This window comes from Acinetobacter sp. QJM3NY_42 (assembly GCF_056173745.1).
On the sequence record NZ_CM149689.1, the window covers coordinates 1,485,566 to 1,511,679 of the forward strand.

At 40.1% G+C, this 26,114-nt stretch carries 24 protein-coding genes; 14 read left to right on the forward strand and 10 right to left on the reverse strand.

Translation table 11 applies throughout. The features are described 5' to 3' along the window. The first annotated feature begins 336 nt into the window (after positions 1–336). Both AC0VYT_RS06945 and AC0VYT_RS06950 read left to right on the forward strand, forming a co-directional pair. Positions 337–924, forward strand: coding sequence for an ANTAR domain-containing response regulator (locus AC0VYT_RS06945; RefSeq protein WP_005014207.1), 588 nt, complete (start codon positions 337–339; stop codon positions 922–924). A gap of 3 nt (positions 925–927) precedes the next feature. Beyond that, positions 928–1,923 (forward strand): ABC transporter substrate-binding protein, encoded by a 996-nt coding sequence (locus tag AC0VYT_RS06950; RefSeq protein WP_005014206.1) that lies wholly within the window; start codon positions 928–930, stop codon positions 1,921–1,923. Positions 1,924–2,045: 122 nt separating this feature from the next. Here the strand turns inward: AC0VYT_RS06950 and AC0VYT_RS06955 are convergent, their stop codons facing one another. After that, entirely contained in the window at positions 2,046–2,495 is a 450-nt protein-coding gene (locus tag AC0VYT_RS06955; protein ID WP_005404068.1) for a hypothetical protein, read from the reverse strand. A 364-nt stretch (positions 2,496–2,859) separates the two neighbouring features. On the opposite strand from AC0VYT_RS06955, the gene AC0VYT_RS06960 reads away from it, so the two are divergent. Together AC0VYT_RS06960 and AC0VYT_RS06965 are read left to right on the forward strand one after the other, a co-directional pair. Next, positions 2,860–4,104 carry a carbohydrate porin gene (locus AC0VYT_RS06960; RefSeq protein WP_005014201.1) on the forward strand — a complete coding sequence of 415 codons (1,245 nt, stop codon included), beginning with the start codon at positions 2,860–2,862 and terminating at the stop codon, positions 4,102–4,104. Positions 4,105–4,206: 102 nt separating this feature from the next. Further along, positions 4,207–6,600, forward strand: a complete 2,394-nt coding sequence (locus AC0VYT_RS06965) for a glucose/quinate/shikimate family membrane-bound PQQ-dependent dehydrogenase (protein WP_005014199.1) — start codon at positions 4,207–4,209, stop codon at positions 6,598–6,600. Positions 6,601–6,827: 227 nt separating this feature from the next. Here AC0VYT_RS06965 and AC0VYT_RS06970 read toward each other — a convergent pair whose 3' ends face one another. Further along, positions 6,828–6,950, reverse strand: a complete 123-nt coding sequence (locus AC0VYT_RS06970; RefSeq protein ID WP_005404932.1) for a hypothetical protein — start codon at positions 6,948–6,950, stop codon at positions 6,828–6,830. Positions 6,951–7,234: 284 nt separating this feature from the next. Between AC0VYT_RS06970 and xseA the strand changes: the two genes are divergently transcribed. The 5 genes from xseA to AC0VYT_RS06995 all read left to right on the forward strand — a co-directional run bounded on the left by xseA (position 7,235) and on the right by AC0VYT_RS06995 (position 10,739). Further along, positions 7,235–8,500 carry an exodeoxyribonuclease VII large subunit gene (gene xseA, locus AC0VYT_RS06975; RefSeq protein WP_005014196.1) on the forward strand — a complete coding sequence of 422 codons (1,266 nt, stop codon included), beginning with the start codon at positions 7,235–7,237 and terminating at the stop codon, positions 8,498–8,500. Beyond that, entirely contained in the window at positions 8,493–8,687 is a 195-nt protein-coding gene (gene xseB, locus AC0VYT_RS06980) for an exodeoxyribonuclease VII small subunit (protein ID WP_005014193.1), read from the forward strand. Before xseA ends, xseB begins: the two co-directional genes overlap by 8 nt. 145 nt (positions 8,688–8,832) lie before the next feature. Beyond that, positions 8,833–9,171: a hypothetical protein gene (locus AC0VYT_RS06985; protein WP_005014192.1), complete on the forward strand. Its 339-nt coding sequence runs from the start codon at positions 8,833–8,835 to the stop codon at positions 9,169–9,171. Positions 9,172–9,481: 310 nt separating this feature from the next. Beyond that, a complete protein-coding gene (locus tag AC0VYT_RS06990) occupies positions 9,482–10,132 on the forward strand; it encodes an SOS response-associated peptidase (RefSeq protein WP_005014191.1) in 651 nt (216 codons plus the stop codon). Positions 10,133–10,304: 172 nt separating this feature from the next. After that, positions 10,305–10,739, forward strand: coding sequence for a PaaI family thioesterase (locus tag AC0VYT_RS06995; RefSeq protein ID WP_005014190.1), 435 nt, complete (start codon positions 10,305–10,307; stop codon positions 10,737–10,739). A 114-nt stretch (positions 10,740–10,853) separates the two neighbouring features. Here AC0VYT_RS06995 and AC0VYT_RS07000 read toward each other — a convergent pair whose 3' ends face one another. The 6 genes from AC0VYT_RS07000 to AC0VYT_RS07025 form a co-directional block, all read right to left on the reverse strand. After that, complete coding sequence (locus AC0VYT_RS07000; RefSeq protein WP_005014188.1) at positions 10,854–12,056, reverse strand: MFS transporter; 1,203 nt, start codon at positions 12,054–12,056, stop codon at positions 10,854–10,856. 24 nt (positions 12,057–12,080) lie between these two features. Then, positions 12,081–13,346 carry a DcaP family trimeric outer membrane transporter gene (locus AC0VYT_RS07005; RefSeq protein WP_005014184.1) on the reverse strand — a complete coding sequence of 422 codons (1,266 nt, stop codon included), beginning with the start codon at positions 13,344–13,346 and terminating at the stop codon, positions 12,081–12,083. A 41-nt stretch (positions 13,347–13,387) separates the two neighbouring features. Then, a complete protein-coding gene (locus AC0VYT_RS07010) occupies positions 13,388–14,038 on the reverse strand; it encodes a 3-oxoacid CoA-transferase subunit B (RefSeq protein WP_005014181.1) in 651 nt (216 codons plus the stop codon). Then, positions 14,035–14,709 (reverse strand): 3-oxoacid CoA-transferase subunit A, encoded by a 675-nt coding sequence (locus tag AC0VYT_RS07015; protein ID WP_005014179.1) that lies wholly within the window; start codon positions 14,707–14,709, stop codon positions 14,035–14,037. The genes AC0VYT_RS07010 and AC0VYT_RS07015 overlap by 4 nt, the downstream gene beginning before the upstream one ends. Positions 14,710–14,758: 49 nt before the next feature. Continuing rightward, positions 14,759–16,030 (reverse strand): MFS transporter, encoded by a 1,272-nt coding sequence (locus AC0VYT_RS07020; RefSeq protein ID WP_005014178.1) that lies wholly within the window; start codon positions 16,028–16,030, stop codon positions 14,759–14,761. A 61-nt stretch (positions 16,031–16,091) separates the two neighbouring features. Then, positions 16,092–17,246: an acyl-CoA dehydrogenase family protein gene (locus AC0VYT_RS07025; RefSeq protein WP_005014176.1), complete on the reverse strand. Its 1,155-nt coding sequence runs from the start codon at positions 17,244–17,246 to the stop codon at positions 16,092–16,094. A gap of 609 nt (positions 17,247–17,855) precedes the next feature. On the opposite strand from AC0VYT_RS07025, the gene AC0VYT_RS07030 reads away from it, so the two are divergent. Together AC0VYT_RS07030 and AC0VYT_RS07035 are read left to right on the forward strand one after the other, a co-directional pair. Beyond that, the gene (locus tag AC0VYT_RS07030) at positions 17,856–19,061 is read left to right on the forward strand and encodes a 3-oxoadipyl-CoA thiolase (RefSeq protein ID WP_005014174.1); all 1,206 of its coding nucleotides are present in this window, start codon (positions 17,856–17,858) and stop codon (positions 19,059–19,061) included. A gap of 108 nt (positions 19,062–19,169) precedes the next feature. Further along, positions 19,170–20,021, forward strand: a complete 852-nt coding sequence (locus tag AC0VYT_RS07035; protein WP_005014172.1) for an IclR family transcriptional regulator — start codon at positions 19,170–19,172, stop codon at positions 20,019–20,021. 43 nt (positions 20,022–20,064) lie between these two features. Here the strand turns inward: AC0VYT_RS07035 and AC0VYT_RS07040 are convergent, their stop codons facing one another. Further along, on the reverse strand, positions 20,065–21,282 hold the full coding sequence (locus tag AC0VYT_RS07040) for a CaiB/BaiF CoA transferase family protein (protein WP_005014170.1): 1,218 nt from the start codon (positions 21,280–21,282) through the stop codon (positions 20,065–20,067). Positions 21,283–21,528: 246 nt separating this feature from the next. On the opposite strand from AC0VYT_RS07040, the gene AC0VYT_RS07045 reads away from it, so the two are divergent. The 3 genes from AC0VYT_RS07045 to AC0VYT_RS07055 are packed head-to-tail and all read left to right on the forward strand — an operon-like array spanning position 21,529 to position 25,211. Further along, positions 21,529–22,683 carry an acyl-CoA dehydrogenase family protein gene (locus tag AC0VYT_RS07045; protein WP_005014166.1) on the forward strand — a complete coding sequence of 385 codons (1,155 nt, stop codon included), beginning with the start codon at positions 21,529–21,531 and terminating at the stop codon, positions 22,681–22,683. A gap of 22 nt (positions 22,684–22,705) precedes the next feature. After that, positions 22,706–23,983: an MFS transporter gene (locus AC0VYT_RS07050; RefSeq protein WP_005014163.1), complete on the forward strand. Its 1,278-nt coding sequence runs from the start codon at positions 22,706–22,708 to the stop codon at positions 23,981–23,983. Between the two features lie 49 nt (positions 23,984–24,032). After that, a complete protein-coding gene (locus tag AC0VYT_RS07055) occupies positions 24,033–25,211 on the forward strand; it encodes an MFS transporter (RefSeq protein WP_005014162.1) in 1,179 nt (392 codons plus the stop codon). A gap of 35 nt (positions 25,212–25,246) precedes the next feature. Here the strand turns inward: AC0VYT_RS07055 and AC0VYT_RS07060 are convergent, their stop codons facing one another. Beyond that, positions 25,247–26,092: an IclR family transcriptional regulator gene (locus AC0VYT_RS07060; RefSeq protein ID WP_005014160.1), complete on the reverse strand. Its 846-nt coding sequence runs from the start codon at positions 26,090–26,092 to the stop codon at positions 25,247–25,249. Positions 26,093–26,114: the final 22 nt, after the last annotated feature.

Genomic DNA, 26,114 nt, shown 5'->3' on the forward strand with positions numbered 1-26,114 from the left:
AGCGGACGTCGTTGGCCGTCTTACAAATTTTGAGAGTCTTCTTTGACCCATTCAGTAATATGCAGTTAATATGCCAATTTTAAAAATTATTTTATATTCTATTGATTTTATTTAATTTTTATCAATTAACTAATTTTAATAGTTTTAATTTTATATAAGTTTACTGGTTCGAATCTAAGAATTGCATTATTAAGGTGCAGAGGGTTAAAGCAAAGAGCACTTATTCTGTATTTCTCCATTGAATTTTAATCATCGTGTCTTAAATTTTTATATCAGATTGGCATTCTAATTGCTTTAGATCTTTAACAATTGTTAGAGACACAACCCGAGTGTTGCATGTCAAAACTTAAAATAGTTTTAATCGATGATGACCTGGAGCGAGCAGAATATATTAGAGTTTCTCTGCTGGAACATCATTTTGATGTGGTGGCCTGTCTTGTCATTGACCACTCTAATATGTCTTATTTGCAGCAGTTGCACGCAGATGTAATTCTGCTTGATATACAAAATCCGCATCGAGATATTATTGAAAACTGTGTCAGCCATTTTGATTTGCCTACTGTTCTTTTCACCAAAAATAGCCACAAGGATACGATTAAAAGTGCTATCGATGCTGGAGTAACCGCCTATATCGTTGATGGGATTGATCCGGCCAAACTTGACAGTATTTTGCAGATCTCGATTGAACAGTTTAAAAAATACCGAAAATTGCTTAATGCCTTAAAAGAAACCGAAGGAAAACTGGCTGACCGTAAGGATATTGAAAAAGCCAAAGTGCTACTCATGCAAATGCATCATCTCAGTGAAGAAGATGCATTTCGCCTGTTAAGAAAAAATGCCATGAGCCATCGTATGACCATGGGTAAAATGGCAAGAAGGCTTCTTGACGCACAGCAATTATTACAGACCAGATTAAAGGATTAGGTTATGAAACAGCTTGAAAAAACAGATATTCAGCTAGGCTATATACCATTACTGGACTGTATTGCTATTTTATGGGCCAAATATCGTGGCTTTTTTACAGAAACTGGTTTAAATGTCCAGCTGGTTAAAGAACCATCCTGGGCCAGTCTGCGTGATCGGCTAGCTTTTGGTTTTCTCGATGCTGCACATTGTCTTTCTGCAATGTTACCTGCTGCTGCAATAGGTCTTGATCAGTCAGGGATACCTTTTCAAACACCATTAATATTAAGTACCAATCAGGCTTATATCAGTTTAAGCCAGAAACTGTGTTTTGAACTGGATATTAACTCTAGTGATACAGCACAACAATCTGCACAAAAAGTAGTGCAAGCTTACTTACAGGGACGTCCAATTCAATTAGCGCAGGTTTTTAAATACTCGCTTCATCATTATTGTTTAAGAGAATGGCTGGCTCTGGCCGATGAACAAGTCGCCCAGCACTTTGAATTAAAGACTCTGCCACCGCCGTATATGGTTGAGGCTGTTTCTAATCACTTAATTGATGGTTTTTGTGCAGGTGAGCCTTGGAATACTCAAGGAGAATTACAAGGTTATTCAAAAATAATTACTTCAAGCCAAACCATTATTCCTAAAGTCGCCGATAAAGTATTGGCAGTAACGGCCGAATGGGCTAGCCAGCATCCAAATACATTAACCGCTTTAGTCGAGGCTATTCAAAAGGCACAATATGAATTAAAACAAATGCAAGATTATCAGCAAATCTGGCAACTACTTATTCATTACAATATTATCCGGTTTCAATGTTCTGCTGAGATACACGTAGACAAATTTTATTTTATAAAAAATATTATACAGAACTTTATTGGTGAGTCTGCTCAGCCCCAACTAGCCGATTTTATATGGTTAACTGAAAAAATGCTGAAATGGGAACAGCTTGATTCTTATTCTTCGGATTTCCACCAACTTGGTCAAAGTTGTATATACAAACTTCAATGCTGATATTGGCTCCGGGAAGTTATTTGGATTACTATTAAAAATGAGATAAAAAGTTCTTATAGCAAAACTTTTTATCTCATGAAACGTTTTTAAAGATACTAAGATTAATTTTATAATTCAGTAACCTAGCGGTCTATAATATCATTTATATCTTCAATATCCTCATTATTATAGTCCTCTGGTACTACACCCCCATCGTGTTCATTTCCGTCGCCGTAGTCATCTTCATTAACCAGATCATCTTCTTCTGCTGGTGTAATTCGAATCTGGCTGGCGGTTTCAGGTGAAAGGTCGATACCGGCTTCATCATCTTCAGTGAATTCGGTATAGTTGACTCCGTGCTCGGCGTCATCTGGATCAGTCATACTTGGGATAATCCGAATTGCGGCCATTCCCTTTCCTGATACTTCAAATGTAAGAATATAGCCATTAAAACTTTCCGGATCATGGGTTCCATCCAGATAGGAAGCCTCATAGCTGATGTCACCAACTGGGATAACTGTTCCGTCTTCTAATTTTATCTCTTCAGGAAGATTAATTTTCGGCTCATTAATATCTTGCATATTGTTCTTCATATTTTAATCAGTTGTTTTTAAACTTGCATAAATCTGAAAGAAATGTAAAGTAATTTTATACGGGCTTTTTTTTAAATTTATATCGCTTCTGTATAGAATATTAAGCATTATTTACTGTAATTTCGTATTTTAAATTAGAGTTTTTACTTAAAATAAAATGCTTATAGAAAATCGTCTATCTACTTATTTTTTATAAAAAACTTTTTATTATCTCACAACTATAGAAGATTTAAGAATTGTTAATATTTATTAACTTAAATATATAAAAAGAATACATAGAAAAATCTTATACCTACATTTTATTTTTTGAAAGTTTCATACTTCTCTTTATTAACAATTACAAATATTGTTCAGGATATTCATAATGCCTACTGAAAGTAAATACTTTGTAAGTCTTTTTGGCTTATTGGGTGGTCTGCTAACTTCAAGCGGTCTCTACGCAGCTGTACCTGCATTTTCTACGCAATCTCCCTGGATGTTGGGCGACTGGAATAGCAACAGAACTCAGCTTGAACAGCAAGGCTATCAATTTAGTTTGGGTTATACAGGTGAAATGGCAAGCCTTATAGATGCAAAGAATAATGATAAACATAAAACTGAATACACCGACCAGTTTGCTCTAGGCGCACATTTTGATCTGGAAAAAATTATGGGTTGGGAGGATACAGAAGCCCAGATTACTGTTACTCACCGGAATGGCCGTTCACTTTCGCAGACACATGAGGCCCTACAGGGACATTTGAGTTCAGTACAGGAAGTCTGGGGACGTGGGCAAACTTGGCGTCTGACTGATTTATGGATAAAAAAACAGTTTTTAGACCAGAAGTTAGATATTAAAGTTGGCCGGTTCGGTGAAGGCGAAGATTTTAACAGTTTTGACTGTGATTTCCAGAATCTTACTTTTTGTGGTTCACAGGTAGGTAACTGGGTGGGTGACCAGTGGTATAACTGGCCTGTGAGTCAATGGGCCATGCGAGTTAAATACCAGGTACAGCCAGAACTTTATGGCCAAGTAGGAGTATATGAATATAACCCTGAAAATCTGAAACGTAGTAAAGGATTTAACTTGAGTACAGATGGTTCCAAAGGTGCAATTATTCCTGTAGAACTGGTCTGGCAGCCTAGAGCGTTTTTACAACAGTTACCAGGTGAATACCGCCTTGGTTATTATTATAGTACCGCAGATGTAGAAGAAATTGAAAACCCTATAAAAAATAGCCATAAACAGGGAATGTGGGCAGTAATTCAGCAGAAACTTACTCAGCCTGAACCTGATTCGAATCGTGGTCTAAAAGGCTTTATTAATCTTACCCTGCATGATGATGCAACCAATACTATAGATAACATGCAAAATATTGGTCTGGTCTATACCGGTCTTAGCTTACAACGCCCAGATGATCAGCTCGCTATAGCATTTGGCCGGATTTCTGTGAGTGACAAGGTCCAAACCGGTCAACATGAAGAATATGATGCCGAGCTTTACTATGGTATTCACGCTACAAACTGGCTTACTCTTCGCCCGAATATTCAGTACATCCGTCATGTCGGTGGTTATAAGAATGGCGAAAATGTCTGGGTCGGTGGTTTAAAACTACAGGCTGCTTTTTAATTATATGTTGATTCTGATTAAAGGATTTGATGAACCCTGTTCTATCTTGATGAAAATGCTTAACTCACTAAAAAACTTAAAACTAGGAGGAGATCACAGAAAATGAATCGTGCATCTTCAAGGTCAAAAATGAATCTGATTACCGTGTTCATTTTTACAATTATCGGAATCGGATTGCTCATCGGCGGTATATGGCTCGCCGCAATTGGCGGCTCGATATATTATATTATTGCTGCCGTTCTTATGTTACTTACTGCCTTCTTGCTATATAAAGGCAGAATTTCAGCATTACTGGTATATGCCGCTTTAGTGCTTGGAACTGTAATCTGGGCCATCTGGGAAGTTGGAACCGACTTTTGGGCCCTTGCACCACGTCTGGATATTCTAGGCTTGCTTGGTCTCTGGTTGTTAATTCCAGCAGTTACCTACAACTTTATAAATCGCAAGCCGGCAATCATGGCTTTGGGTGCAGTACTGGCCTTGACAATTTTAGTCATGATTTACTCAATATTTAATGACCCGCAAGAGATTCATGGTGAGTTAAAAGCACAGCAGCCAGCTCAAGGGCAAGCTCTTCCTGGTATACCCCCTGAAGACTGGCCGGCATATGGTCGTACCCAGTCAGGTTTGCGCTATTCTCCCCTAGCTCAGATTAATGCTGACAATGTTAAAGATCTTAAAGTCGCATGGACCTATCGGACCCGTGACTTTAAAACTGACAAGGACTCTGGAGAAACTACAAATCAGGTGACGCCAATTAAAGTTGGCAATAACATGTATATTTGTACTACCCACCAGTTTCTGGTGGCTCTTGATCCCGCTACAGGTAAGGAAAAATGGCGTTTTGATCCAAAACTCAAAACAGATCCAAGTTTTCAGCATTTAACCTGTCGGGGTGTTTCTTACTATGATCAGAACAATACTGCCGAGTTTGCTACAAGCCTGCAGGGCCGTACGTCTACCTCTGCGATATGTCCACGTAAGGTGATCTTGCCTGTTAATGATGGGCGCCTTGTTGCTATTAATGCAGATAATGGTCAGCGCTGTACAGATTTTGGTGAAAATGGTGAAGTTAACCTTCAGCTCTATATGCCAAATGCTTATCCGGGCGGCTATAACCCAACCTCGCCTCCTATTGTAACTGGCAGTACGATCATTATTGCAGGTTCTGTAACCGACAACCTGTCAATTAAAGAGCCTTCAGGAGTTATTCGCGGCTATGACGTAAATACAGGTAAACTGCTCTGGGTATTTGATACAGGCGCAGCCGATCCAAATGCCATGCCAACGACTGGTGGTACATATGTACATAACTCGCCAAATGCCTGGGCACCTCTTGCATATGACTCTCAACTGGATATCGTTTATATTCCAACTGGTGTTTCTACCCCAGATATTTGGGGTGGTCACCGCACACCACAAATGGAACGCTATGCAAATGCCGTAGTAGCTCTCAATGCAAGCACAGGTAAACTTGTCTGGTCATTCCAGACTACACATCATGACTTGTGGGATATGGATGTACCTTCACAGCCTACTCTTGTTGATGTAAAAGCTAAAAATGGTCAAATAGTGCCTGCAATTTATGCGCCGACAAAAACCGGTCATATCTTTGTACTGGATCGCCGTACTGGCCAGCCGGTAGTTCCTGTTCATGAAGAACCGGTTCCACAAGGTGCAGCTAAAGGTGATTGGGTATCTAAGACTCAACCGATTTCCGAGTTTACCTTCCGCCCTAAAAATCATCTGACAGATAAAGATATGTGGGGCGCGACTATGTTTGACCAGCTAATGTGTCGTGTAATGTTCCATAGCCTGGACTATAAGGGCCCTTATACACCTCCTTCTGAAAATGGAACCATCGTATTCCCAGGTAATCTTGGTATGTTTGAATGGGGTGGTATCTCTGTGAATCCGGACCGTCAGGTGGCCGTAATGAATCCAATGGCATTACCATTCGTATCTAAACTCATTCCACGTGGTCCGGGTAATCCGATCTGGCCTGAAGGTGGAGTAAAAGGTACAGGCACAGAGTCAGGCATTCAACCACAATACGGTGTTCCGTATGGCGTAGAAATTAATGCATTCCTCTCTCCTTTAGGTTTACCTTGCAAGCAGCCAGCATGGGGTTATATTGCCGGTGTAGATCTGGATAACCATCAGATAGCATGGAAGAAACGTGTAGGTACAATCCGTGATAGTCTGCCAGGTATTCCATTACCGCCATTTAAGTTAGGTGTACCAATGCTAGGTGGGCCAATTTCAACTGCTGGTAATGTGATGTTCCTTGCAGGTACTCAGGATAATTATATCCGCGCCTTTAATGTTTCCAATGGTGATGAGCTATGGAAAGCCCGTTTACCGGCAGGTGGTCAGGCTACACCTATGACCTACTCAATAAATGGCAAACAGTATGTAGTTATTATGGCAGGTGGGCATGGTTCTTTTGGAACCAAAATGGGTGATTATTTAATCGCTTATGCCTTGCCAGACTGACATTAGTACTAGATTATAATGAGTTAATAGGCCTCCTTGGAGGTCTATTAATTTTTCATCTGTATAAAAAATCAGCTTATTAATAGAAAAGATTTTTGCAATTAAAAATTGCATTTTAGGTATTTAATACATAAATAAAAATCTTTCTCCAAATAGATATGAAAAATAAAAGCTGAAGTAATCCTTATCAGTTACTTCAGCTTTTATTTTTAAAAGACAGTATCAAGTTAGAATTCGAACTGGTCTTTAATGGTTCCACATTTATGACATTGCTTGAGTTTATGTCCATCTTGTTTGGTAAATGACCAGACATGAAAGCATAACCAGCATTTCAATACTTGTTTAAGCATGTCCTTAACTCCTAAACAGTGAAATTCAATATACTCTTTTCAAAGTGCGTTATAAGCTTTCTTAAAGAAACGGAATTCTTGTCCTATAAAAAGTAACAAAATATTTGTGCAGAGATAACATAACCTTTTGATTGTTACATCTGAGAAGTTTTACTAGAGTGATGTTCATATAAGTCCCTTTTATAGTTAACCTTAAATCTTTTAGCCATTCTCACGACCATTCAACAGATGATTTATAATATTCCTGATATTTTTTAATTACGTTTTACTCTAATCAGTGACCTATGGCTGATCCACAACTTTCTTTAAGTGAATATTTATCTGGCGTACAGGAAATTATTCAGCTGACTTTTGACGAGTCCGTTTGGGTCAGGGCAGAAATACGTAATTTAAATATTAAAGGTGGCCACTATTATCTGGAACTTGCTGAAAAAGAACAGCAGAGCGATAAGGTCATTGCTAGTTGCCGGGCAACAATCTGGAAATTTAGTGCGGCAAACATTGTGCTTAAATTCGAGCGTGAAAGTGGAATAGAACTGTCTAAAGACTTAAATGTGCTTATTAAGGTCAAGGCTCGTTTTGATCCGCAATATGGGTTTTCAGTCAATATTGAAGATATAGATTCCAGCTTTACCCTAGGTGATATCGCCAGACAATATCAACAACTGGTTGAACGGTTAACTCAGGAAGGACTGATCGAACGAAACCGTCAGCTTGTTACGCCGTTTGATATCCAGCATGTACTGGTTATTGCCCCACAACAGGCTGCCGGTTTAGGTGACTTTAAAAAAGATGCTGATGTACTACAAAAATATGGTGTCTGCAATTTCATCTATCAAACAGCTACATTTCAGGGCCAAACAGCTCCAAAAAGTATTATAGAGGCTCTACGTAGTGCTCTGAAACACTGGGCTAATGATTTTAACTACCCTCCTGACCTGATTGTAATTATTCGCGGTGGCGGTGCTGTAAATGATTTGGCCTATTTAAATGATTATGAACTGGCTGCCCTTTTATGCAAACGTTCGGTTCCCGTATGGGTAGGTATCGGCCATGAAAAAGACCGGACTATTCTGGATGAAATTGCCCATCGCTCTTTTGATACCCCAAGTAAGGTTATTGCAGGAATTCGAAATACTATCAGTGAAAACGTACAGCAGGTTCAAAATACCTTTCAGCGTATTAAGACTTTATCTCAATATCAGCTTATGGTTTATCAGAGTCAAAATGATCAATATATGCGTTTAATCAGAACTTTATCTCATAGCCAGCTTTCTGAGTCAGCCAAAACCCTAGACGTTTTAAAGGATGTGGTCCATTGCTGTGCCCAGCAGCAAGTTCGTCAGACTAAACAACATATTGACAGCCTATTAAAAGAGATCTTACTGCAAAATCCAAGACATATTTTGAATAAGGGCTATGCAATTGTCCGGTATAATGGTAGGGCCATTCGTTCTGTGCAGCAATTAAATGTTATACAAAATATACAGCTCGAGCTGCAGGATGGTAAGATTCAGGCAGAAATTGTAAAAGGAAGTCAAAATGAATAATGAAGAACTCAGCTTTAAACAGGGTTATGAGATCTTGAAAAAGAATGCCGAGTTTCTGGAAACTCAGGAAGAACCAGACATTGATAATCTGATGGAGATTGTAGAAGAATCTATGCGAGCCTATAAGGCTTGTAAAAGTCGTGTAGAAGCAGTTCAGCAAGCATTAACAGAAACTTTCAAAGAGTGAAGATGGTTTAGCGGGATGAAAAGTATAATATGCTTAGTTTGGATATGTTAACGACCTGTTAAAACTTAACAACTTATAATTGAAATAGTCTAAAGCTGTCTTCATAGTCACTAATAAGAATAGAGTAATGATAGGAAATAAAATTATGAGCATAACTAAAAATCAACTACATGACCGCATTAAAGATTTACAGGTTCGTGCCTATAATATTTCGGAAAAATTGAATAATGCAGGGAATAAAGAATATCAGAGCAACCTGTTTATTCATTCCACAGGCAATGATGAAAGGATGGACTATGGTGTCGATTCAGCATGGTATGCCAAACTTTCTAATAAAAATGAATCTGTGAGAGATAATCTGGAAGTAATTTATCGCACTCTTATTGATAATGACTACAGTGATAACGAATTAAAAATTTTATCGGACAAACTGGATCATTATACGCAAGAACTTACAGCCATTGAGCAGGAATATCATCGCTAACTTTTGGAATTAATTTATTATATTGTAGAATACCAGACAGTTTCTGACATCTGGTATTCTTTAAAAATAATCATCAGGTAAAAATATCTATGCAATTTTTTGATTCTACTACAGCTATCATGCTAATAGTTACTATCATCCTTCTTCTGTTGGTTCGCTATTATTTTAAAAAATAATTTTCTCTCAACCTGACTTGGTTAGCAAAAATTTTATTTTATATATCTGTACTGCAGCTTTTTATGTAGTTAGCTGTACCTCTATTTCGAGTAATTTTAAAGTAGATAAGAAATTATAAATATAGTAGAGCATTATGTGTGCTAATTATTTACCTATCCGACCTGAACATGCACATTTACTAGATTTACCGCAAATGACATTTGACTATCAGGCTGAAGTCTACCCTAGTGATCGGAGTCCGATCATTATTGCTCCAGAACAACAGCCTGAATGGCGCCGTGCCATATTTGGTCTGGTTCCGGTTTGGGCAGAGGATTTAAAAACAGTACAAAAAACTTTTAATGCCCGGAGTGAAACTGCAAGCGAGAAACCAAGTTTCAGACATGCGTGGAAATCAGGCCAGTTTGCACTCATTCCAGTTGAAGTATTTTTTGAGCCTCGCTATATCGAGGGAAAAGCACAACGCTGGGGAATTTATCGTAAAGATGGGCAACCTTTTACAATAGCAGCAATTTATGAGCGCACAAAACTTGAAAAAGAGTTTATACATTCTATGTCTATGCTCACTATAAATGCTGAGAAGCATCCATTAATGTCACAGTTTCATAAGCCAGGAAAAGAAAAACGCTCTGTTGTAGTGATTTCACCCGAGCTACGTCTAGCTTGGTTACAAGCTACCCATCAAGAAGCTCAAAATTTTTTAACCAGCTTTCCTGCTGAAGACTTTATAGCTGAACATATGCCCTATTCAGCACAGCACGATTTTAATATCAATTCATTCTAAACGCAGTATAACTCTATCTTAGATCATAAAAATATTCTTGATCAGCTGGTTTAAGCTTTAACAGTTAGCTTTCTCAACTATTGTTAATAAAATATGAAAATTTCTTATTGCGAAATTAATTTCTATTTAGCAAAATATAATAAAGACTTAAATAAACTATTTTGGAGAATATATGGAATTTAAAAATGGATTTGAATTTCTGATGGCCATAAAGAATGGGAAAATCAAGAGTCCTGCTGCTATGGCTCAAACTATTCCTATGCGTATTATTGATGTGCAGCCTGGTCATATTAAATATGCAGTTACACCAGATGAACGTCATCTTAATTTACAGGGTTTAATTCATGGTGGCTTCTGTGCCACAGTACTAGATACAGCAACTGGAGGTGCAGTTCATACAACTGTTGAGAATGGAGTAAGTTTTGCGACACTGGATTTGAATGTCAAAATGATTCGGCCTTTACAGAAATATAAAACATATATTGCCATTGGGGATGTAATTAATACGGGACGTAATATTTTAACGTCTGAAGCTCGTATAGTTGATGAGAGTGATAAAGTGTATGCTTTTGGTTCAGCTACTCTTATGATTACCAATCGTTCTTGAATTTTTTTATGAGCTTTATGTTGGGAGGTTTGCTTTAAAAATTTAAAACTATACTTAGGCTATTTAATTGAGAATTAATTTACTTAGGCTATTACTTTAGTAGAGCAATAAATCTTACTGAGGGATCGTAGATTGCTTCACTGCTCGGTAATCATAGCGATCAAATAAAAAAATGAGTAATGCGATGCAGACTCCTAATATTACACATACTGGCCAGCCTCCATGTTTCCAGAAAAAGACCGCCAAAAATGAACCTATAGCTGCGCCACCAAAGTACATCGTCATATAAATTGAATTAATCCTTGAACGTGCTGTAGCTGAAATCCGGTAAACCAGATTCTGATTTAATACATGCAAGGCAGAAAGCCCGAAATAGGCTAAAATCACCCCTACTCCATACATCCATAATGATTGCTGAGCAAAATAGAGTGGTAACCAAGATATGATTAATAAACAGATGCATATGCGTGCTACATGGTCATCTTGACCACGGCTGATGAGTTTACCTGCCCAAGGTGTAGCAAAAACCCCTGCTAAACCTACAATTCCAAAAAGGCCAATCTGAAAATCGTTAAAATGGTAAGGAGCATTTGCTAAAAGAAAGGTCATCGTTGTAAAGATAAGAGTAAGCATGCCAAAGCCGAGTCCTCCTACAATACCCCTACGGATCAGATGGGGTTCATGAACAGCAAAGCTGAATAAAGACTGGTAAATTTTCCATATTGTTAAGCCAGATACTTTATTGGACTGAGGCAAGCGTTTCCACATCACCAGTGCAAATAAAAGTATGGTTATACCACTACCCAGATAAATATAGTGCCAAGACCACATGGTAGAGACTAACCCGGCTATTGTTCGGGCGGAAAGTATTCCCATCAGTAAACCACTCATCAGTATACCAACAAGTTCAGCACTTTTACGCGGACATACCAGATTGGAAATGAAGGGAATAAGTACCTGAGCTGCTATAGAAAAGAATGTGGCTAAAAATGTAAAACCATAAAGTACAGAAACTGAATGACTCATGGAAAGCCCAATCTGGGCAATTCCGGTTAAACACATGAGCAGGCAGATAAAACCCCGTTTCTCAAAAAGGTCTCCTAAGGGAACCAATACAAATAAACCGGCAGCATATGAAAGCTGACTAATCACAATTGTAAAGGCTGCCTGTTCTGCACTCACTGAAAGGCTTTCTGAAATTGAATATATTAATGGCTGATTAAAATAATTTGAGCCGGCGCATAAACCGCAGGTAATTGCCAGCATCAGAATCAGACCTCGTGACAGGTCATAATGTTCTGGCTGGCTATTTGGCATAAATGACATCCTTGTCTGGTTAAATTAAAACTTATAACGTGCTGACATATTAACACGTGAAATATCTGCTTCTTTTCCTGCAAAGTTTTCACGTTTACCATGATGATATTCTACACCCAGATCTACGTGCTCCACTGGGGTATAAAATGCATTAACTACATGGTCAGTCAGGCGTTTATTACTTTCTGGATTGGCTTTGGCATATGCACTGTTATCATCATATTGCAGTAATGAAGTTGCAATATTTGCTCGCCACTGGTCATTAAATTTATGAGAGTAACCAATACTCAGGCTATCAAATTCATTTAACAGTATCTCATTATTATCTGTATTTACAGAGAAGTCGCCGCCCCAGTTTGCGTTATCCGAGGTTGAACCCTGATTGGTATAAAATACAAACTTCTGGTCACCTTTTACATGGTAATAGTTCGCCTGAACTGATTGCTGAGCATTAAATTTATATTTAGCACCCGCTCCTACACCCCAACTGACTTTTTCAATATCACCAGTGGTAGCTTGTGCCTGCTTCTCGTTGATGAAGCCCTGCCCCATCAAATGCAATGGTCCATTCTTGTAAGTGTATTTACTGGTCAGGCTTGGAAATTCTGAAGTTCTTTCACCTGAATACTCAAGAGCCATCTGCAATGTATGTGCGGGGCTAAACTGCCACTGATAGCGGACTTGTGGATCACGCAGGATTGAAGCACCGAGTAACTGGGTAAAATCAACTGACTCAGTAATTGTTTCCATATTCGACATAAGCGACCATGTCTGACCAAATAACCAGTCATCGAAACTGACATAAGCATGACGTATCCTGAGTTTACCGTCACCTTTACCACTGTCCACCCAAAAGTCGGCTTCCAGCTTGGCTTTAACATCTTTACGTCCCCCCAGATGATTAATGTCTACTCCAAAGCGGCTGGCGGCTACGGTAAAATCTGAACGGTTTCCCTCAACTCCATCAAAAGGGACACTATTAATCTTATTACTGGTACGCCCTCCGCTTGAACGGCCTGTTGTACTTTTAAAGTCTACAGCACCATCCATACGCAAGATGCCATAAAAATCGACATTGTCTTTCCATGAGGAAGTATTAATTTTCTGTGTTAAAGCGCGATCTTCCTGCTGCTGTGCTTGCAAAACATTTTGTTGCTGTTTTTGCTCTTTAAGCTCGGTCTTTAAGCGCTGTAATTCATTTTCCAACAGTAAAATACGCTGCTCGGTAGAATCGGCGAAAATACTCCCTGAGGCCGCAGCACAGGCTGCAGCTAAAATCATTTTTTTCATTCTTTAATCCTTAAAGATATTAAATCCGTATAAAAAGCTTTTTAAGTTCTGGCGTCGGCAAGTGCACATCCAGTCATAGACTGCAATTCTTCAAAACTTAAGCCTTCAACTATTTCCTTAACTAATGCTTTGCCATTGCTGAGTTCAATAATGCAGAGATCAGTATAAATCCGGTTCACACATTGCTCCCCTGTTACGGGATAAGTCAGTGCATTAACCACTTTAGGCTCACCATGCTTAGTCACATGTTCCATACATACGAAAATAGTTTTTGCGCCGACTGCAAGATCCATTGCACCACCTACAGCTGGTACTGCATCTGCTTCACCAGTATGCCAGTTGGCCAGGTCACCATTTACTGCAACTTGAAAAGCCCCCAGCACACAAATATCCAGATGCCCGCCGCGCATGATGTCAAATGAGTCACCATGATGCATAAAACAGCCACCATCCAGTAAAGTGACAAATTCTTTCCCTGCATTAATGAGATCAGGGTCTTCTTGTCCTGGCTCTGGTGGTGCACCAAAAGCCAATATACCGTTTTCTGAATGCAGAATAATTTCCCGGTCTGTTGGCAGGTATTTAGAAACTTTTGTTGGCAGACCTATGCCTAGATTTACATAAGAACCATCGGGGATATCTTGTGCAATTAACTGTACAATTTGCTCACGTGTACGCTTCTGGATACTCATGCGCCACCTCCTGGCAACTGAAATACATGCTGAACGAAAATTCCTGGTGTGATGACACACTCAGGATCTAATGTACCCAGCTCAACAATTTCATGAACCTGAGCAATTGTGATCTCTGCAGCTTTAGCCATAAGGGGTCCAAAGTTTCGCGCAGCTTTTCGATAAGTCAGATTACCCCAACGGTCTGCTTTGTCTGCATAGATCAGTGCATAGTCAGCTTCAATCGGATATTCAAGTACATAAGCTTTGCCTTTGATAATACGGGTTTCCTTACCTTCAGCAATCTTGGTCCCATAACCGGTCGGAGTAAATACTGCTCCCAGTCCAGCACCAGCTGCCTGAATCCGGCAGGCCAGATTGCCCTGTGGTACTAGCTCCAGCTCTATTTTTCCTGCTTTATAAAGTTCATCAAATACTTTGGTATTATTAGCTTTTGGGAAAGAACAGATCATTTTTTTGACCAGTCCAGCCATTAATAGCTTGGTCAGACCACGGTCACCTGAGGCTGCATTATTATTGATAATGGTCAGGTCGCGTGGGCCAAAGTCAATCAGGGCCTCAATGAGTTCAACTGGTTGTCCAGCTAGTCCAAAGCCGCTTGTCATGATACTGGCCCCGTCTGGAATACCCTTTAAAATCGTTTCAATATCCGGAGTGATTTTATTGATCATCTGAACTTTTACCTTCTCAAATATAAAAAAAGAGCAATGGTAAATACCATTACTCTGCTTTTTGAGGATTATATAAACGGTCTTTAATAAACAAGGCTGGAATTAAACCGCAAAGAAAATAGGCTACACCCATAATCAACAGACCTGTACCTATGGAACCGCCTTGTGCAAAGTAGCCAATAGTAACCGGCGCAAGTACTGCACCCAGACGGCCAATATTGTATGCACCGCCTACAGCTGTACCTCGAACCTTGGTTGGAAAGCTCTCTGTCATATAAGTTGCATTGATTCCGTATGGAATACCGTACAGAAAACCGAATAACAGCATTAGCCATAAAATATTGTCAGGCGTATTACCAAATACAATGATGGGAATAAAGATTGCTGTGCCCATTGTACCGAAGGCAAATACAGCACGGCGTCCAATCCGGTCTGCAATATAGCCTGCAATAATTTTTGTACAGATCATGATAAAGAATGTGCCGATCATATACATGGTCATTTCTTTAAACTTGATACCAAGATCGGATTCTAAATAGGCTGGCAACCAGTTACTTACCCCATAATAGCCGAACTGTAGAAAAGCAGTACTGAATGACCACAGGATGAACATGCGGCGGTTCATGACATCTGCAAAAATTGTCTTGAAAGCACCTTTAGGTTTAGGTTGGCTCTGATCTACTGAAGTGGTAGTGGTGAGGCGCTGGGCACGTGCATCTTTCCATGACTGTGGTTCAGGCACCAGAAAGTGCATGGCTACTGCCAGAACAATAGGAATAATTGAAATATAAAACAGCATGCGCCAGCCGAATTCAGGAATAAGCCAGCCTGCAAGTACCGTAGCCACAATTGAACCCAAGGTCCAGCCAGTCATAAGGGCAGCTAATACAGTCGAACGATATTTTGTGGGCACATATTCAGCCATTAAGGTGTTACAGGCAATGTAGAGTGCCCCTAAACCAATCGCTGAAATAAAACGTAGTGTCACAAATTGCTGGTAACTTTGTGCAAAGCCCAGCCAGCAGGTCAGCAACGAGAATAAGGTAATTGCAATAACAATAACCCGCACCCGTCCAAAACGGTCACAGGCCCAGCCACCAAAGAAGCCACCAATTGCCATGCCTGCCAGTGTCCAGCTTCCGAGTGCGCCTGCCTGTATACTGCTTAAACCAAATTCAGCTTTCAGACTGGTTAGACTATAAGATAAAAAAGCAATATCAGCGCCATCAACCAATAAAGCCAGGAAGGAAAAAATAAAAGCAAATTTCCAGACTTTTGCATTTGTTGTGTTATCTGTTTTTTGAACAGCCTGATCCATCATGTCCATTTCCTTGTAATAAAAGGCATCTTAGCTCTGATGCCTTATCCCCATCATGTCCTCATTACGAAGACACTTCTTTAATCATATTGCGTGCAATAATAATTTGCTGAATCTGTGTAGTTCCTTCATAAAGACGGAACAGGCGTACATCCCGATAGAAACGTTCAATGCTGTATTCACTGATATAGCCAGCTCCTCCATGAATCTGTACACAGCGGTCTGCAACCCGGCCACACATTTCCGTTGCGAACATTTTTGAGCATGAAGCTTCCGTACTGATATTTTCACCCTGGTCACGACGCCGGGCAGCATCGAGCACCATACATTTGGCTGCATAGATTTCAGCCTTGGAATCTGCCAGCATGGCCTGGATTAACTGGAAACTGGCAATTGGCTGACCGAACTGTTTACGTTCAACGGCATACCGCAATGCGTCATCCAGCATACGTTCTGCTACCCCTACACTATAGGCTCCAATATGCAGACGTCCTTTATCGAGGACTTTCATGGCAGTTTTAAAACCGACCCCTTCCACTCCTCCAATCAATGCAGAGGCGGGTACACGACAGTTTTCAAAGATGACGTCACAGGTATGTGAACCCTTCTGCCCCATTTTCTGATCAATTTTTCCAAGAGTAATACCTGGATTATCGGCTTCAACTAGAAAGGCAGAAATACCGCCTGAGCCTTTAATTTCAGGATTGGTTCTGGCCATTACGGTAAAGGTTGCAGCATGTGGAGCATTGGTGATATAGCGTTTAGTGCCATTCAGGATATAAAAATCGCCATCTTTCACTGCAGTCGTTCGTAAAGATGCAGCATCAGAACCCGATTCCGGTTCAGTCAGGCAAAACGAACCGATGATTTCACCACTGGCATAGCGTGGTAAATACTTCTGTTTTTGCTCTTCAGTGCCATCAATCAAGATTGCGCTAGAACCAATACCATTATTTGTTCCAATAAGTGAACGGAAGGCTGGTGAAGTGCGACCCAGTTCAAAGGCAACTCGTACCTCTTCCTCCATAGTAATTCCTAAACCGCCATACTCTTCAGGGATAGTGAGTCCAAATAAACCGAGTTCACGCATTTTCTGGATGAGGTCTTCAGGAATTTTATCTGCTTCGGCAACTTCGTGTTCACGTGGAATAAGTTCATTTTTAACAAAATTTCGAATCGTTGAAAGCAGCTGTTCAAGCATTCCTTCATCACGGATCATCAGAGATCTCCCTACCTATTTATTTTAAACGCTCTAGATTTTTCACTTCATTTAGATTTCACAATGAAAAATCTGGTTTTACTTATGCTGTTCTGAATAGTAAAAGATAAAATGCACAAAATTCAAGCTTTTTTGAAAATTAATTTCGTCGAGCGAAATTAATATTTTTAATTAATATAAATCAAATAATTAATAAAATAATAAAAATGTTTTTAATTCTACTTCGAAATTAATTGCAAAAAAATTTAGACATAACAGGATAAAAAGAATATAGTTTTGCTATACGAAATAAAGTAATCAATATAATTAAGACCTAGGAATCAAGAGTTAAAGGCAATACTTGTCTTTTTCATTGCACTGAAATTTTAAGCTAAAACATAAAAACCCAGTGCTTTTCTAGAATCTTAATTAAGAAGATGGAATGTAAGAAATCCCAAATTTATAGGCCTTATATGTACTCATCATTGACTGCTAAGCTCTTCACAGATTGAACTGATAAATAAATGTAGCATGATGAATGATTTATAAGCCTTAAGCCGTAGTGATACCAAAATATTTTTTGAGTAATCAAAAATTACTCTCTTACTATCTCTGAAATGGAGTTTTCAAATGCTAAATGCCTATATTTACGATGGTTTACGTAGTCCGATTGGCCGTCATGGTGGTGTACTCGCGTCTATACGTCCTGATGATCTGGCAGCAGAAGTTATTAAAAAGCTCATTGAAAAAACAGGTGTACCAGGGACAGATATTGAAGATGTTATTCTGGGTGATACGAATCAGGCGGGCGAAGACAGCCGTAATGTAGCACGTATGGCTGTGTTATTGGCCGGTTTGCCAGTTACCGTACCCGGACAGACAGTAAACCGGTTATGTGCAAGTGGTTTAGGGGCTATTATTGATTCGGCTCGTGCCATTACCTGTGGTGAAGGTGAACTATATATTGCTGGTGGTGTAGAAAGCATGACCCGTGCACCGTTTGTTATGGGCAAAGCAGAAACTGCATTTAGTCGTGAGGCAAAAATCTTTGATACCACTATTGGTTCACGTTTTCCTAACAAGAAAATTACTGCGCAGTATGGTGGCCATTCAATGCCCGAAACAGGCGATAATGTAGCTGTCGAATTTGGAGTTACCCGTGAACAGGCGGATACTTTTGCTGCACAGTCACAGGCGAAATATCAGCAGGCAAAAACTGAAGGCTTCTTTGAAGGAGAAATTACTCCTATTGAAGTTTCTCAAGGTAAAAAGTTACCACCTAAACTGGTTAGTGAAGATGAACATCCACGTCCATCTTCTAATTTTGAAGCCCTATCTAAATTAAAACCCTTGTTTGAAGGTGGTGTAGTTACTGCAGGAAATGCTTCTGGTATTAATGACGGCGCAGCAGCTCTACTGATCGGTTCAGAAACAGTTCAGGAAAAATACGGCTTAAAGCCAATGGCAAAAATTTTGTCAGCGGCAGCGGCAGGTATTGAACCACGTATTATGGGTGCAGGCCCTATTGAGGCAATTAAAAAAGCAGTCAGCCGTGCTGGTCTGACTCTTGATGATATGGACATTATTGAAATCAATGAAGCTTTTGCTTCACAAGTATTGTCCTGTTTGAAAGGTTTAGATGTAGATTTTAATGATCCGCGTGTTAATCCAAATGGAGGAGCAATTGCAGTAGGCCATCCTCTTGGTGCTTCTGGCGCTCGTCTTACACTAACAGTTGCACGTGAATTACAGCGCCGCCAGAAAAAATATGCAGTGATTAGTCTTTGTATTGGTGTAGGTCAAGGTCTGGCTATGGTCATTGAAAACGTTTCCTGATTTTTTGAGTTTAAAGATCCATTCACTATAAAAGTGGTGAATGGATTAATTTTGTTTAACGAAATATAATGAATAACATATTTATTTTTCATTATATTTGAGGCTTGAATGTCTGAAAGTACCAGAGTAGAAAAAACTGAAAAAATAACCAATCTGGATGAAATTCGTCTCGACCCTATCTCTCATATACATCGTGAAAATAATCCGCAATTTATTGCCTCTTTGGCACGTGGATTAGAGTTACTGCGCTGCTTTTCTGCTCATAAACAGGTCTTGGGTAATCAGGAACTCGCCAAGATGACGGGTTTACCGAAGCCGACAATTGCCCGTATTACTAATACTCTAGTAAGCTTAGGCTATTTAAAACAGTTGCCAAATTCTACAAAGTATATGCTTGATATAGGTGTACTTTCCTTAGGCTATTCAGCCTTGTCTAATATCTCTATTCGCAATACTGCTCATCCGCTTATGGAAGAGATGAGTAAATATGCTCAGGCACCGGTCGCTATGGCAACCCGTGACCGGTTGAATATGATTTATATTGATGTAGTACAAGTAGAAAGCTCACTGAATATGCGTCGCCCTATTGGTTCGACTTTACCCATTTATAGCAGCTCTATGGGACGAGCCTGTCTGGCAGCTACACCAGAACATGAGCGCAATTTCTTGATGGATGCACTAGCCAAGAAAAATCCGGAGAACTGGCCTTCAATCAAACGTTCACTTGAACGTGCTTTCCGTGATTATCAGGACTATGGCTATTGTTTATCTTTAGGAGAATGGCATAAGGAAGTAAATTCTGTGGCGGTACCCTTGGTAAGCAGTCAGCATGGATTATATGTCTTTAACTGTGGAGCACCCAGCTTCCAACTCAGTCCCGAGCGCCTCGAAGATGAAATCGGTCCGCGCCTGATTCATATGGTGCACAATATTCAGGACTCATTAAATGAAATTATGTAAAATATAAAAAGTCCCTGACTTGTAAGGATGGGGACTTTTAAATTTACTGAATAATTTTCTTTTCTTTCAGTTCTATAATTTCTGTTTCTGATAAATACCGGCTTAGAATATTTTCGGTATCTTGAGCTAAATACGGCGGCGCCTTTTGATACTCTACCGGTGTTTTTGAAAGTTTAATAGGTGAACCAATAGATGTATAGTTCTGCTGCAAAGAATGAGGCATGTTAACTACCATCTCCCGGGCAATCACCTGCTCTTCTTCTAAAGTCTGCTTTAAATTGTTAATCATGCCGACCGGGACTTTAACCTGATGAATGATTTTTACCCATTCCTCGGCTGGTCGTGTCATAAAGTGTTGCTGTAATAAAGCAGTCAATTCTTCCCGATAAGTGACACGCCCGGAATTTTGCCTGTAATGTGGATGAAGAGCTAACTCAGCTAGACCAATACTTTCACACAGTGCTTTAAACTGGCTATCATTACCACAGGCAATAATAAACTCGCCTTTTTCAGCTTTAAATACCTGATAAGGTACAATATTGGCATGAGCATTGCCGAAACGGCTCGGGACTTTTCCCGAAGTTAAATAATTCATGGCGAGAACAGATAAGGAAGCAACCTGTGTATCTAGCAAGGCCATGTCAATATGTTGACCCTCGCCCGTTTTTTCTCTGGAAAGCAATGCTGCCTGAATAGCAATAGCTGAATAGAGCCCGGTGGTTAAATCTGCAAAAGCCAAGCCAGCTTTCTGGGGACCACCACCCGGCAGGTCATCCCGTTCGCCGGTAACACTCATCATACCGCCCATACCCTGAATAATAAAATCATATCCGGGTTCATCTGCACGAGGTCCTTTCTGTCCGAACCCTGTAATAGAACAATAAACGAGTCGCGGGTTGATTGCTGCTAACGTTTCATAATCAAGACCATATTTTTGAAGTGAACCCGCTTTATAATTTTCAATTAATACATCAGATTCAAGTACAAGTGTCCGGATAAGCTGCTGCCCTTCCAGAGTTGCCAGATCAATAGCGACTGAATGTTTACCCCGATTTGCAGAAAGATAGTAAGCAGACTCCTGAGTGTCTTGTCCTGAATCATCTTTTAACCAGGGTGGTCCCCAACGACGGGTATCATCACCACTATAGGGTTTTTCAATTTTGATGACTTCAGCACCCAAGTCAGCCAGAATCTGACTGCACCAAGGGCCTGCCAGAATGCGGCTTAGATCCAGCACTCTAAAACCTGTCAAAGCACCCATCATTCTACTCCTTACTCTTGTTCTAATTTCCCTAGAAATAAAGTATATTTATTTCACCAAACGAAATAATATTTTATTTATAACACAAAACTATAGATTTTATATAAAATATGAAGCTATATTTAGATAAATTAATTTTGCAGAGTAAAATTAATTTTTATTATTAATTAATTTCAGTGCCAGAAAATTATTCATATAGATTTTTAGTCTTTTCCTTTGTAAAGAATATAACTCCAAGGAGTCAGGATGATTCGTAATCAGGAAACACTGGATCAGTTACTTCATATGATTCAGCAATTTGTTAAAAATGAATTAATGCCACGTGAACATGAGGTGGCCGAAAAAGATGAAATGCCTCAGGACATTATTGACCAAATGAAAGCATTAGGCCTGTTTGGTCTCACTATTCCTGAGGAATATGGCGGTTTAGGACTGACCATGGAAGAAGAACTTTATATAGCCTTTGAAATTGGTCGTACCTCACCTGCTTTCCGCTCTATTTTTGGAACTAATAATGGAATTGGTTCAAGCGGTATTATTATTGACGGAACTGAGGAGCAAAAAAAGAAGTATTTACCACGCTACGCCAGTGGTGAAATCATCGGTTCATTTTGCCTGACTGAACCGGAATCAGGTTCTGATGCCGCATCTTTAAAGACTACAGCAGTGAAAGATGGCGATTTTTATATCCTGAATGGTACTAAACGCTATATTACCAATGCGCCGCTAGCAAGCACCTATACCGTAATGGCCAGAACCAATCCTGATATTAAAGGCTCAGGCGGTATTTCCGCTTTTGTAGTTGACCGGAATACTTCAGGCATTAGCTTAGGTAAAAAAGATAAAAAGATGGGGCAGCAAGGTACTTATACCTGTGATGTCATCTTTGAAAACTGTCGTGTACCCGCCTCTGCCCTGATTGGAGGAGTGGAAGGTATTGGCTTTAAAACAGCCATGAAAGTCCTCGATAAAGGACGTCTGCATATTTCAGCAGTCAGTGTTGGCGCAGCCGAACGTATGCTGGATGACGCACTGCGGTATGCCGTTGAACGTAAACAGTTCGGTCAGCCAATTGCCAGTTTCCAGTTAATCCAGGCCATGCTGGCAGACTCCAAGGCTGAAATCTATGCAGCCAAATGTATGGTGCTCGATGCTGCCCGGCGTCGTGACCAAGGACTGAATGTTTCTACTGAGTCATCTTGTGCCAAGCTGTTTGCAACGGAAATGTGTGGCCGTGTTGCAGACCACTGTGTACAGATTCATGGAGGGGCTGGCTATATCAGTGAATACAGTATTGAACGTTTTTATCGGGACGTACGCCTGTTCCGTCTTTATGAGGGAACTTCACAAATCCAGCAGATCATTATTGCTAAAAATATGATTAATCAGGTTAAGGATTAACCTTTGAATTTCAGGATGAATTATGACCACACCACTGATGCCGGAAACCCTTATCCGGCCAATTTCTAAAACTACGCAGCGAATCGCTTTTGTTTTTGCATTTTTGGCCCTATTAATTGATGGTGCCGATATGCTGCTACTGTCTTTTAGTTTAACCAGTTTAAAAGCCGAATTTGGACTGACCAATTTACAAGCTGGTGCATTAGGAAGTTTTACCCTGGCAGGGATGGCACTAGGAGGTTTCATGGGTGGCTGGGCCTGTGATTATCTTGGACGGGTTCGAACAGTCGTGATTTCGATTCTGGTATTTTCATTATTAACTGCGGCACTCGGCTTTACACAAAGTTTTGAGCAGTTTGCTATCATCCGCTTTCTTTCAGCTTTCGGTATTGGTTCTTTATATATTGCAGCCAATACGTTAATGGCTGAGTACGTACCTACTGAATATCGAACTACAATACTGGGGACTCTACAGGCTGGCTGGACAGTCGGCTATATTGTAGCAACATTGCTAGCGGGCTGGATTATTCCTGAACATGGCTGGCGGGTATTATTTTTTATAGCCATTATTCCTTCGGTATTGGCATTATTTATTCAGAAACTGGTTCCCGAACCGGAATCCTGGCAGCGAGCCCGTCTGGAGCGTCTATCCGCTTCACGGGTTACTGTACAGGCACAGCCGGTAAAACAGCAAAGTACAGTCAAAATAATTTTTGCAGATAAGCGTAATCGCAGAATGTTCATGCTGTGGATTTTAACTGCCGGCTTTTTACAGTTTGGCTATTATGGTGTAAACAACTGGATGCCAGCTTATCTCGAATCTGAACTGGGGATGAATTTTAAAGCCATGACTGGCTACATGATTGGAACCTATATTGCCATGATCTTTGGCAAGATTATTGCCGGTTATGCAGCTGACCGCTTGGGCCGACGCTTTGTATTTGCTTTTGGGGCTATTGGTACAGCTATATTTTTACCTGTGATTGTAATATTTAACTCGCCAGATAATATTGCCTATTTGCTGATTTTCTTCGGTTTCCTTTATGGAATTCCTTACGCCATCAATGCCACTTACATGACTGAAAGTTTTGCTACCAATATTCGCGGAACAGCTGTGGGTGGAGCTTATAATGCTGGCCGTATTGGTGCCATGTTTGCTCCGGCAATTATTGGTGCGGCTGCAAGTGGTGGCTCTATCGGTCTTGGTTTTTTGATCATGGGCGGAGCTTATTTCTTATGCGGTGCAGTATCAGGAATCTTTATTAAAGACCGTCAATATGACCCGCAGAAAACAGCTTAAAGGCTTAACTTGGTAAAGCCTCTACAGAGGCTTTTAATACTAAGAGAATATGAAAAATACGCTTTATACTCCAACAATTATATTAATGGCAATTGCTGCCGGTATCTGTACCGGTAGTAATTATTTTAGTCAGCCACTCATTCATTCTATGAGTCAAAATTTGCAATTACCAGAAACTATGGTTTCCTGGGTACCTACTTTGGCACAAATTGCTTATGCCTGTGGCCTGTTCCTGCTGATGCCTCTTGGGGATATTCTCGAAAAACGCCGCCTACTCTTCTGTTTCATGCTATTTGCTGCACTTGGTCTGATCATCAGCGGTATTTCACTGCATATAAGTCTGCTTATACTGGGTACACTCATTACTGGTCTATTTTCTGTAGCTGCGCAACTATTATTACCTTTAGCAGCCAGTCTGGTTCCAGCACAACAGAGTGGTCGGGTGGTGGGTTTCCTGCTTAGCGGTTTAATGATGGGGGTTCTTCTTGCCCGTTCCCTTTCAGGTTTGGCCTCAAGTTTATTTGCATGGAATTTTATCTATCTGGCCAGTGGTATCTTACTTTTCTGTATTGCTTTTATATTACATCGAAATATCGGGGTTTTCCCACCTACCAGCACTGAGAGCTATACTTATACTCTACGCTCGTTAGCCTCTATTTTTGTGACAAATCAACGCTTACGCCGGCGTAGCTATATTGGCGGATTAACCTTTGCTGGGGTAAGTATGACATTTACTACTATGTCACTACTACTTGCACCAGCTCCTTATCATATGAGCGATTTTAGTATTGGATTATTTGGTCTGGTTGGTATCGTTGGTGTATTTATAGCTAATTTCACGGGTAAGTTTATTGACCGGGGGTATATTCACCAGATTTCTATTTTATGTAGTCTGGGTCTTATCATTTGCTGGCTATTATTTTTACTTACACCTTATCAATTAGCGTTTTATATGATGGCAACGCTTATCCTTTACGCATCACTCTCTGCAATTCATGTAACCAATCAAAGCATAGTATTTAAATTAAGTGAAAACCTCAGATCTCGTTTTAATGCTATTTATATGACAGGTTATTTTGCAGGAGGGGCATTAGGGACTACTGCCGGAGCCTATGCTTGGACTCATTTTGGCTGGACAGGCACCTGCACTTTAGGGATGATATTTGCACTTACCTGTCTAGTGATTTGTATTCTGGAAGAACGATCTGCTTTACCGCTTCAATCATAACAATGCATTGATCTTCCTGACCAATGCATCATATTTTAACTGATTTCAGTACGGATATTATTCACCATATGTAGCAGACGCGGTGCAATATCTTCTTCAAGTTTTTCACGTTTCATAATGAAACTTGGTCCACCGCAGTTAAAAACCAGTAAACCATGCTGTTCATGAATTAAAGGCACTGCGACCGAGTTCACATCCTTATGCCATTCTCCAATCGAGAAACAGTAGCCAAAATCCTGATAATCCTTAAAGGCACGGTCAAGATCACGGTTAATCTTGAACCAGTCTTCCTTATATTTTAAACGGATAGCATCAAGCAGAAAATCACGTTCATCTTCTGGCATAGCTGCCAGACAAGCCCGGCCCATAGAACTTAAATGAATAGGTAAATAAGTTCCTACCTGTCTTCGCATAGTGATATTGCCTTTGCCCTGCACTACATCCAGATAAATCATGTTTAACCGGTCTCGGGTTGCCATGGCTACTGCTGCACCTGCATAGTCAGCGAGTTCTTTCATATAAGGGTTGGCAATTGAACGAATCGATACATTAGCCAGCATGGAGTAACCGAATGCCAGCACCCCAACAGACAGCTGAAACTTGCTCGAATTGGGAACCTGCTTAATATAACCCAGACGAGACAAGGTATGAGTCAGACGGGTAATAGTGGGTTTAGGTAAACCGGTTAATTGGGCTAGTTCCTGATTTCCTAAATGCTGGTGCTTAGGTGTAAAACAACGTAGCAGTTCCAGACCACGGGCCAAGGCAGTAATAAACTGCCTGTCATTCTCATCCTGCATATCTTCAATTGGATGTAGTAACTCATGTCTTAAAGGAGCCAAAATTTTTTCTGTTTGTTCTATATCATTGGTATTATCCATGACTCACTCTCAACCTACTAAT

What these genes read in the sequence shown, in the direction of transcription:
- AC0VYT_RS07020 (WP_005014178.1), bottom strand. Translation starts at nt 16,030, where the DNA reads ATGATGGATCAGGCTGTTCAAAAAACAGATAACACAACAAATGCAAAA.
- AC0VYT_RS07030 (WP_005014174.1), top strand. Translation starts at nt 17,856, where the DNA reads ATGCTAAATGCCTATATTTACGATGGTTTACGTAGTCCGATTGGCCGT.
- AC0VYT_RS07040 (WP_005014170.1), bottom strand. Translation starts at nt 21,282, where the DNA reads ATGGGTGCTTTGACAGGTTTTAGAGTGCTGGATCTAAGCCGCATTCTG.
- AC0VYT_RS06945 (WP_005014207.1), top strand. Translation starts at nt 337, where the DNA reads ATGTCAAAACTTAAAATAGTTTTAATCGATGATGACCTGGAGCGAGCA.
- xseA (WP_005014196.1), top strand. Translation starts at nt 7,235, where the DNA reads ATGGCTGATCCACAACTTTCTTTAAGTGAATATTTATCTGGCGTACAG.
- AC0VYT_RS06965 (WP_005014199.1), top strand. Translation starts at nt 4,207, where the DNA reads ATGAATCGTGCATCTTCAAGGTCAAAAATGAATCTGATTACCGTGTTC.
- AC0VYT_RS07035 (WP_005014172.1), top strand. Translation starts at nt 19,170, where the DNA reads ATGTCTGAAAGTACCAGAGTAGAAAAAACTGAAAAAATAACCAATCTG.
- AC0VYT_RS06985 (WP_005014192.1), top strand. Translation starts at nt 8,833, where the DNA reads ATGAGCATAACTAAAAATCAACTACATGACCGCATTAAAGATTTACAG.
- AC0VYT_RS06970 (WP_005404932.1), bottom strand. Translation starts at nt 6,950, where the DNA reads ATGCTTAAACAAGTATTGAAATGCTGGTTATGCTTTCATGTCTGGTCA.
- xseB (WP_005014193.1), top strand. Translation starts at nt 8,493, where the DNA reads ATGAATAATGAAGAACTCAGCTTTAAACAGGGTTATGAGATCTTGAAA.
- AC0VYT_RS07025 (WP_005014176.1), bottom strand. Translation starts at nt 17,246, where the DNA reads ATGATCCGTGATGAAGGAATGCTTGAACAGCTGCTTTCAACGATTCGA.
- AC0VYT_RS07010 (WP_005014181.1), bottom strand. Translation starts at nt 14,038, where the DNA reads ATGAGTATCCAGAAGCGTACACGTGAGCAAATTGTACAGTTAATTGCA.
- AC0VYT_RS07015 (WP_005014179.1), bottom strand. Translation starts at nt 14,709, where the DNA reads ATGATCAATAAAATCACTCCGGATATTGAAACGATTTTAAAGGGTATT.
- AC0VYT_RS07000 (WP_005014188.1), bottom strand. Translation starts at nt 12,056, where the DNA reads ATGCCAAATAGCCAGCCAGAACATTATGACCTGTCACGAGGTCTGATT.
- AC0VYT_RS07005 (WP_005014184.1), bottom strand. Translation starts at nt 13,346, where the DNA reads ATGAAAAAAATGATTTTAGCTGCAGCCTGTGCTGCGGCCTCAGGGAGT.
- AC0VYT_RS07060 (WP_005014160.1), bottom strand. Translation starts at nt 26,092, where the DNA reads ATGGATAATACCAATGATATAGAACAAACAGAAAAAATTTTGGCTCCT.
- AC0VYT_RS07045 (WP_005014166.1), top strand. Translation starts at nt 21,529, where the DNA reads ATGATTCGTAATCAGGAAACACTGGATCAGTTACTTCATATGATTCAG.
- AC0VYT_RS07050 (WP_005014163.1), top strand. Translation starts at nt 22,706, where the DNA reads ATGACCACACCACTGATGCCGGAAACCCTTATCCGGCCAATTTCTAAA.
- AC0VYT_RS07055 (WP_005014162.1), top strand. Translation starts at nt 24,033, where the DNA reads ATGAAAAATACGCTTTATACTCCAACAATTATATTAATGGCAATTGCT.
- AC0VYT_RS06960 (WP_005014201.1), top strand. Translation starts at nt 2,860, where the DNA reads ATGCCTACTGAAAGTAAATACTTTGTAAGTCTTTTTGGCTTATTGGGT.
- AC0VYT_RS06990 (WP_005014191.1), top strand. Translation starts at nt 9,482, where the DNA reads ATGTGTGCTAATTATTTACCTATCCGACCTGAACATGCACATTTACTA.
- AC0VYT_RS06950 (WP_005014206.1), top strand. Translation starts at nt 928, where the DNA reads ATGAAACAGCTTGAAAAAACAGATATTCAGCTAGGCTATATACCATTA.
- AC0VYT_RS06955 (WP_005404068.1), bottom strand. Translation starts at nt 2,495, where the DNA reads ATGAAGAACAATATGCAAGATATTAATGAGCCGAAAATTAATCTTCCT.
- AC0VYT_RS06995 (WP_005014190.1), top strand. Translation starts at nt 10,305, where the DNA reads ATGGAATTTAAAAATGGATTTGAATTTCTGATGGCCATAAAGAATGGG.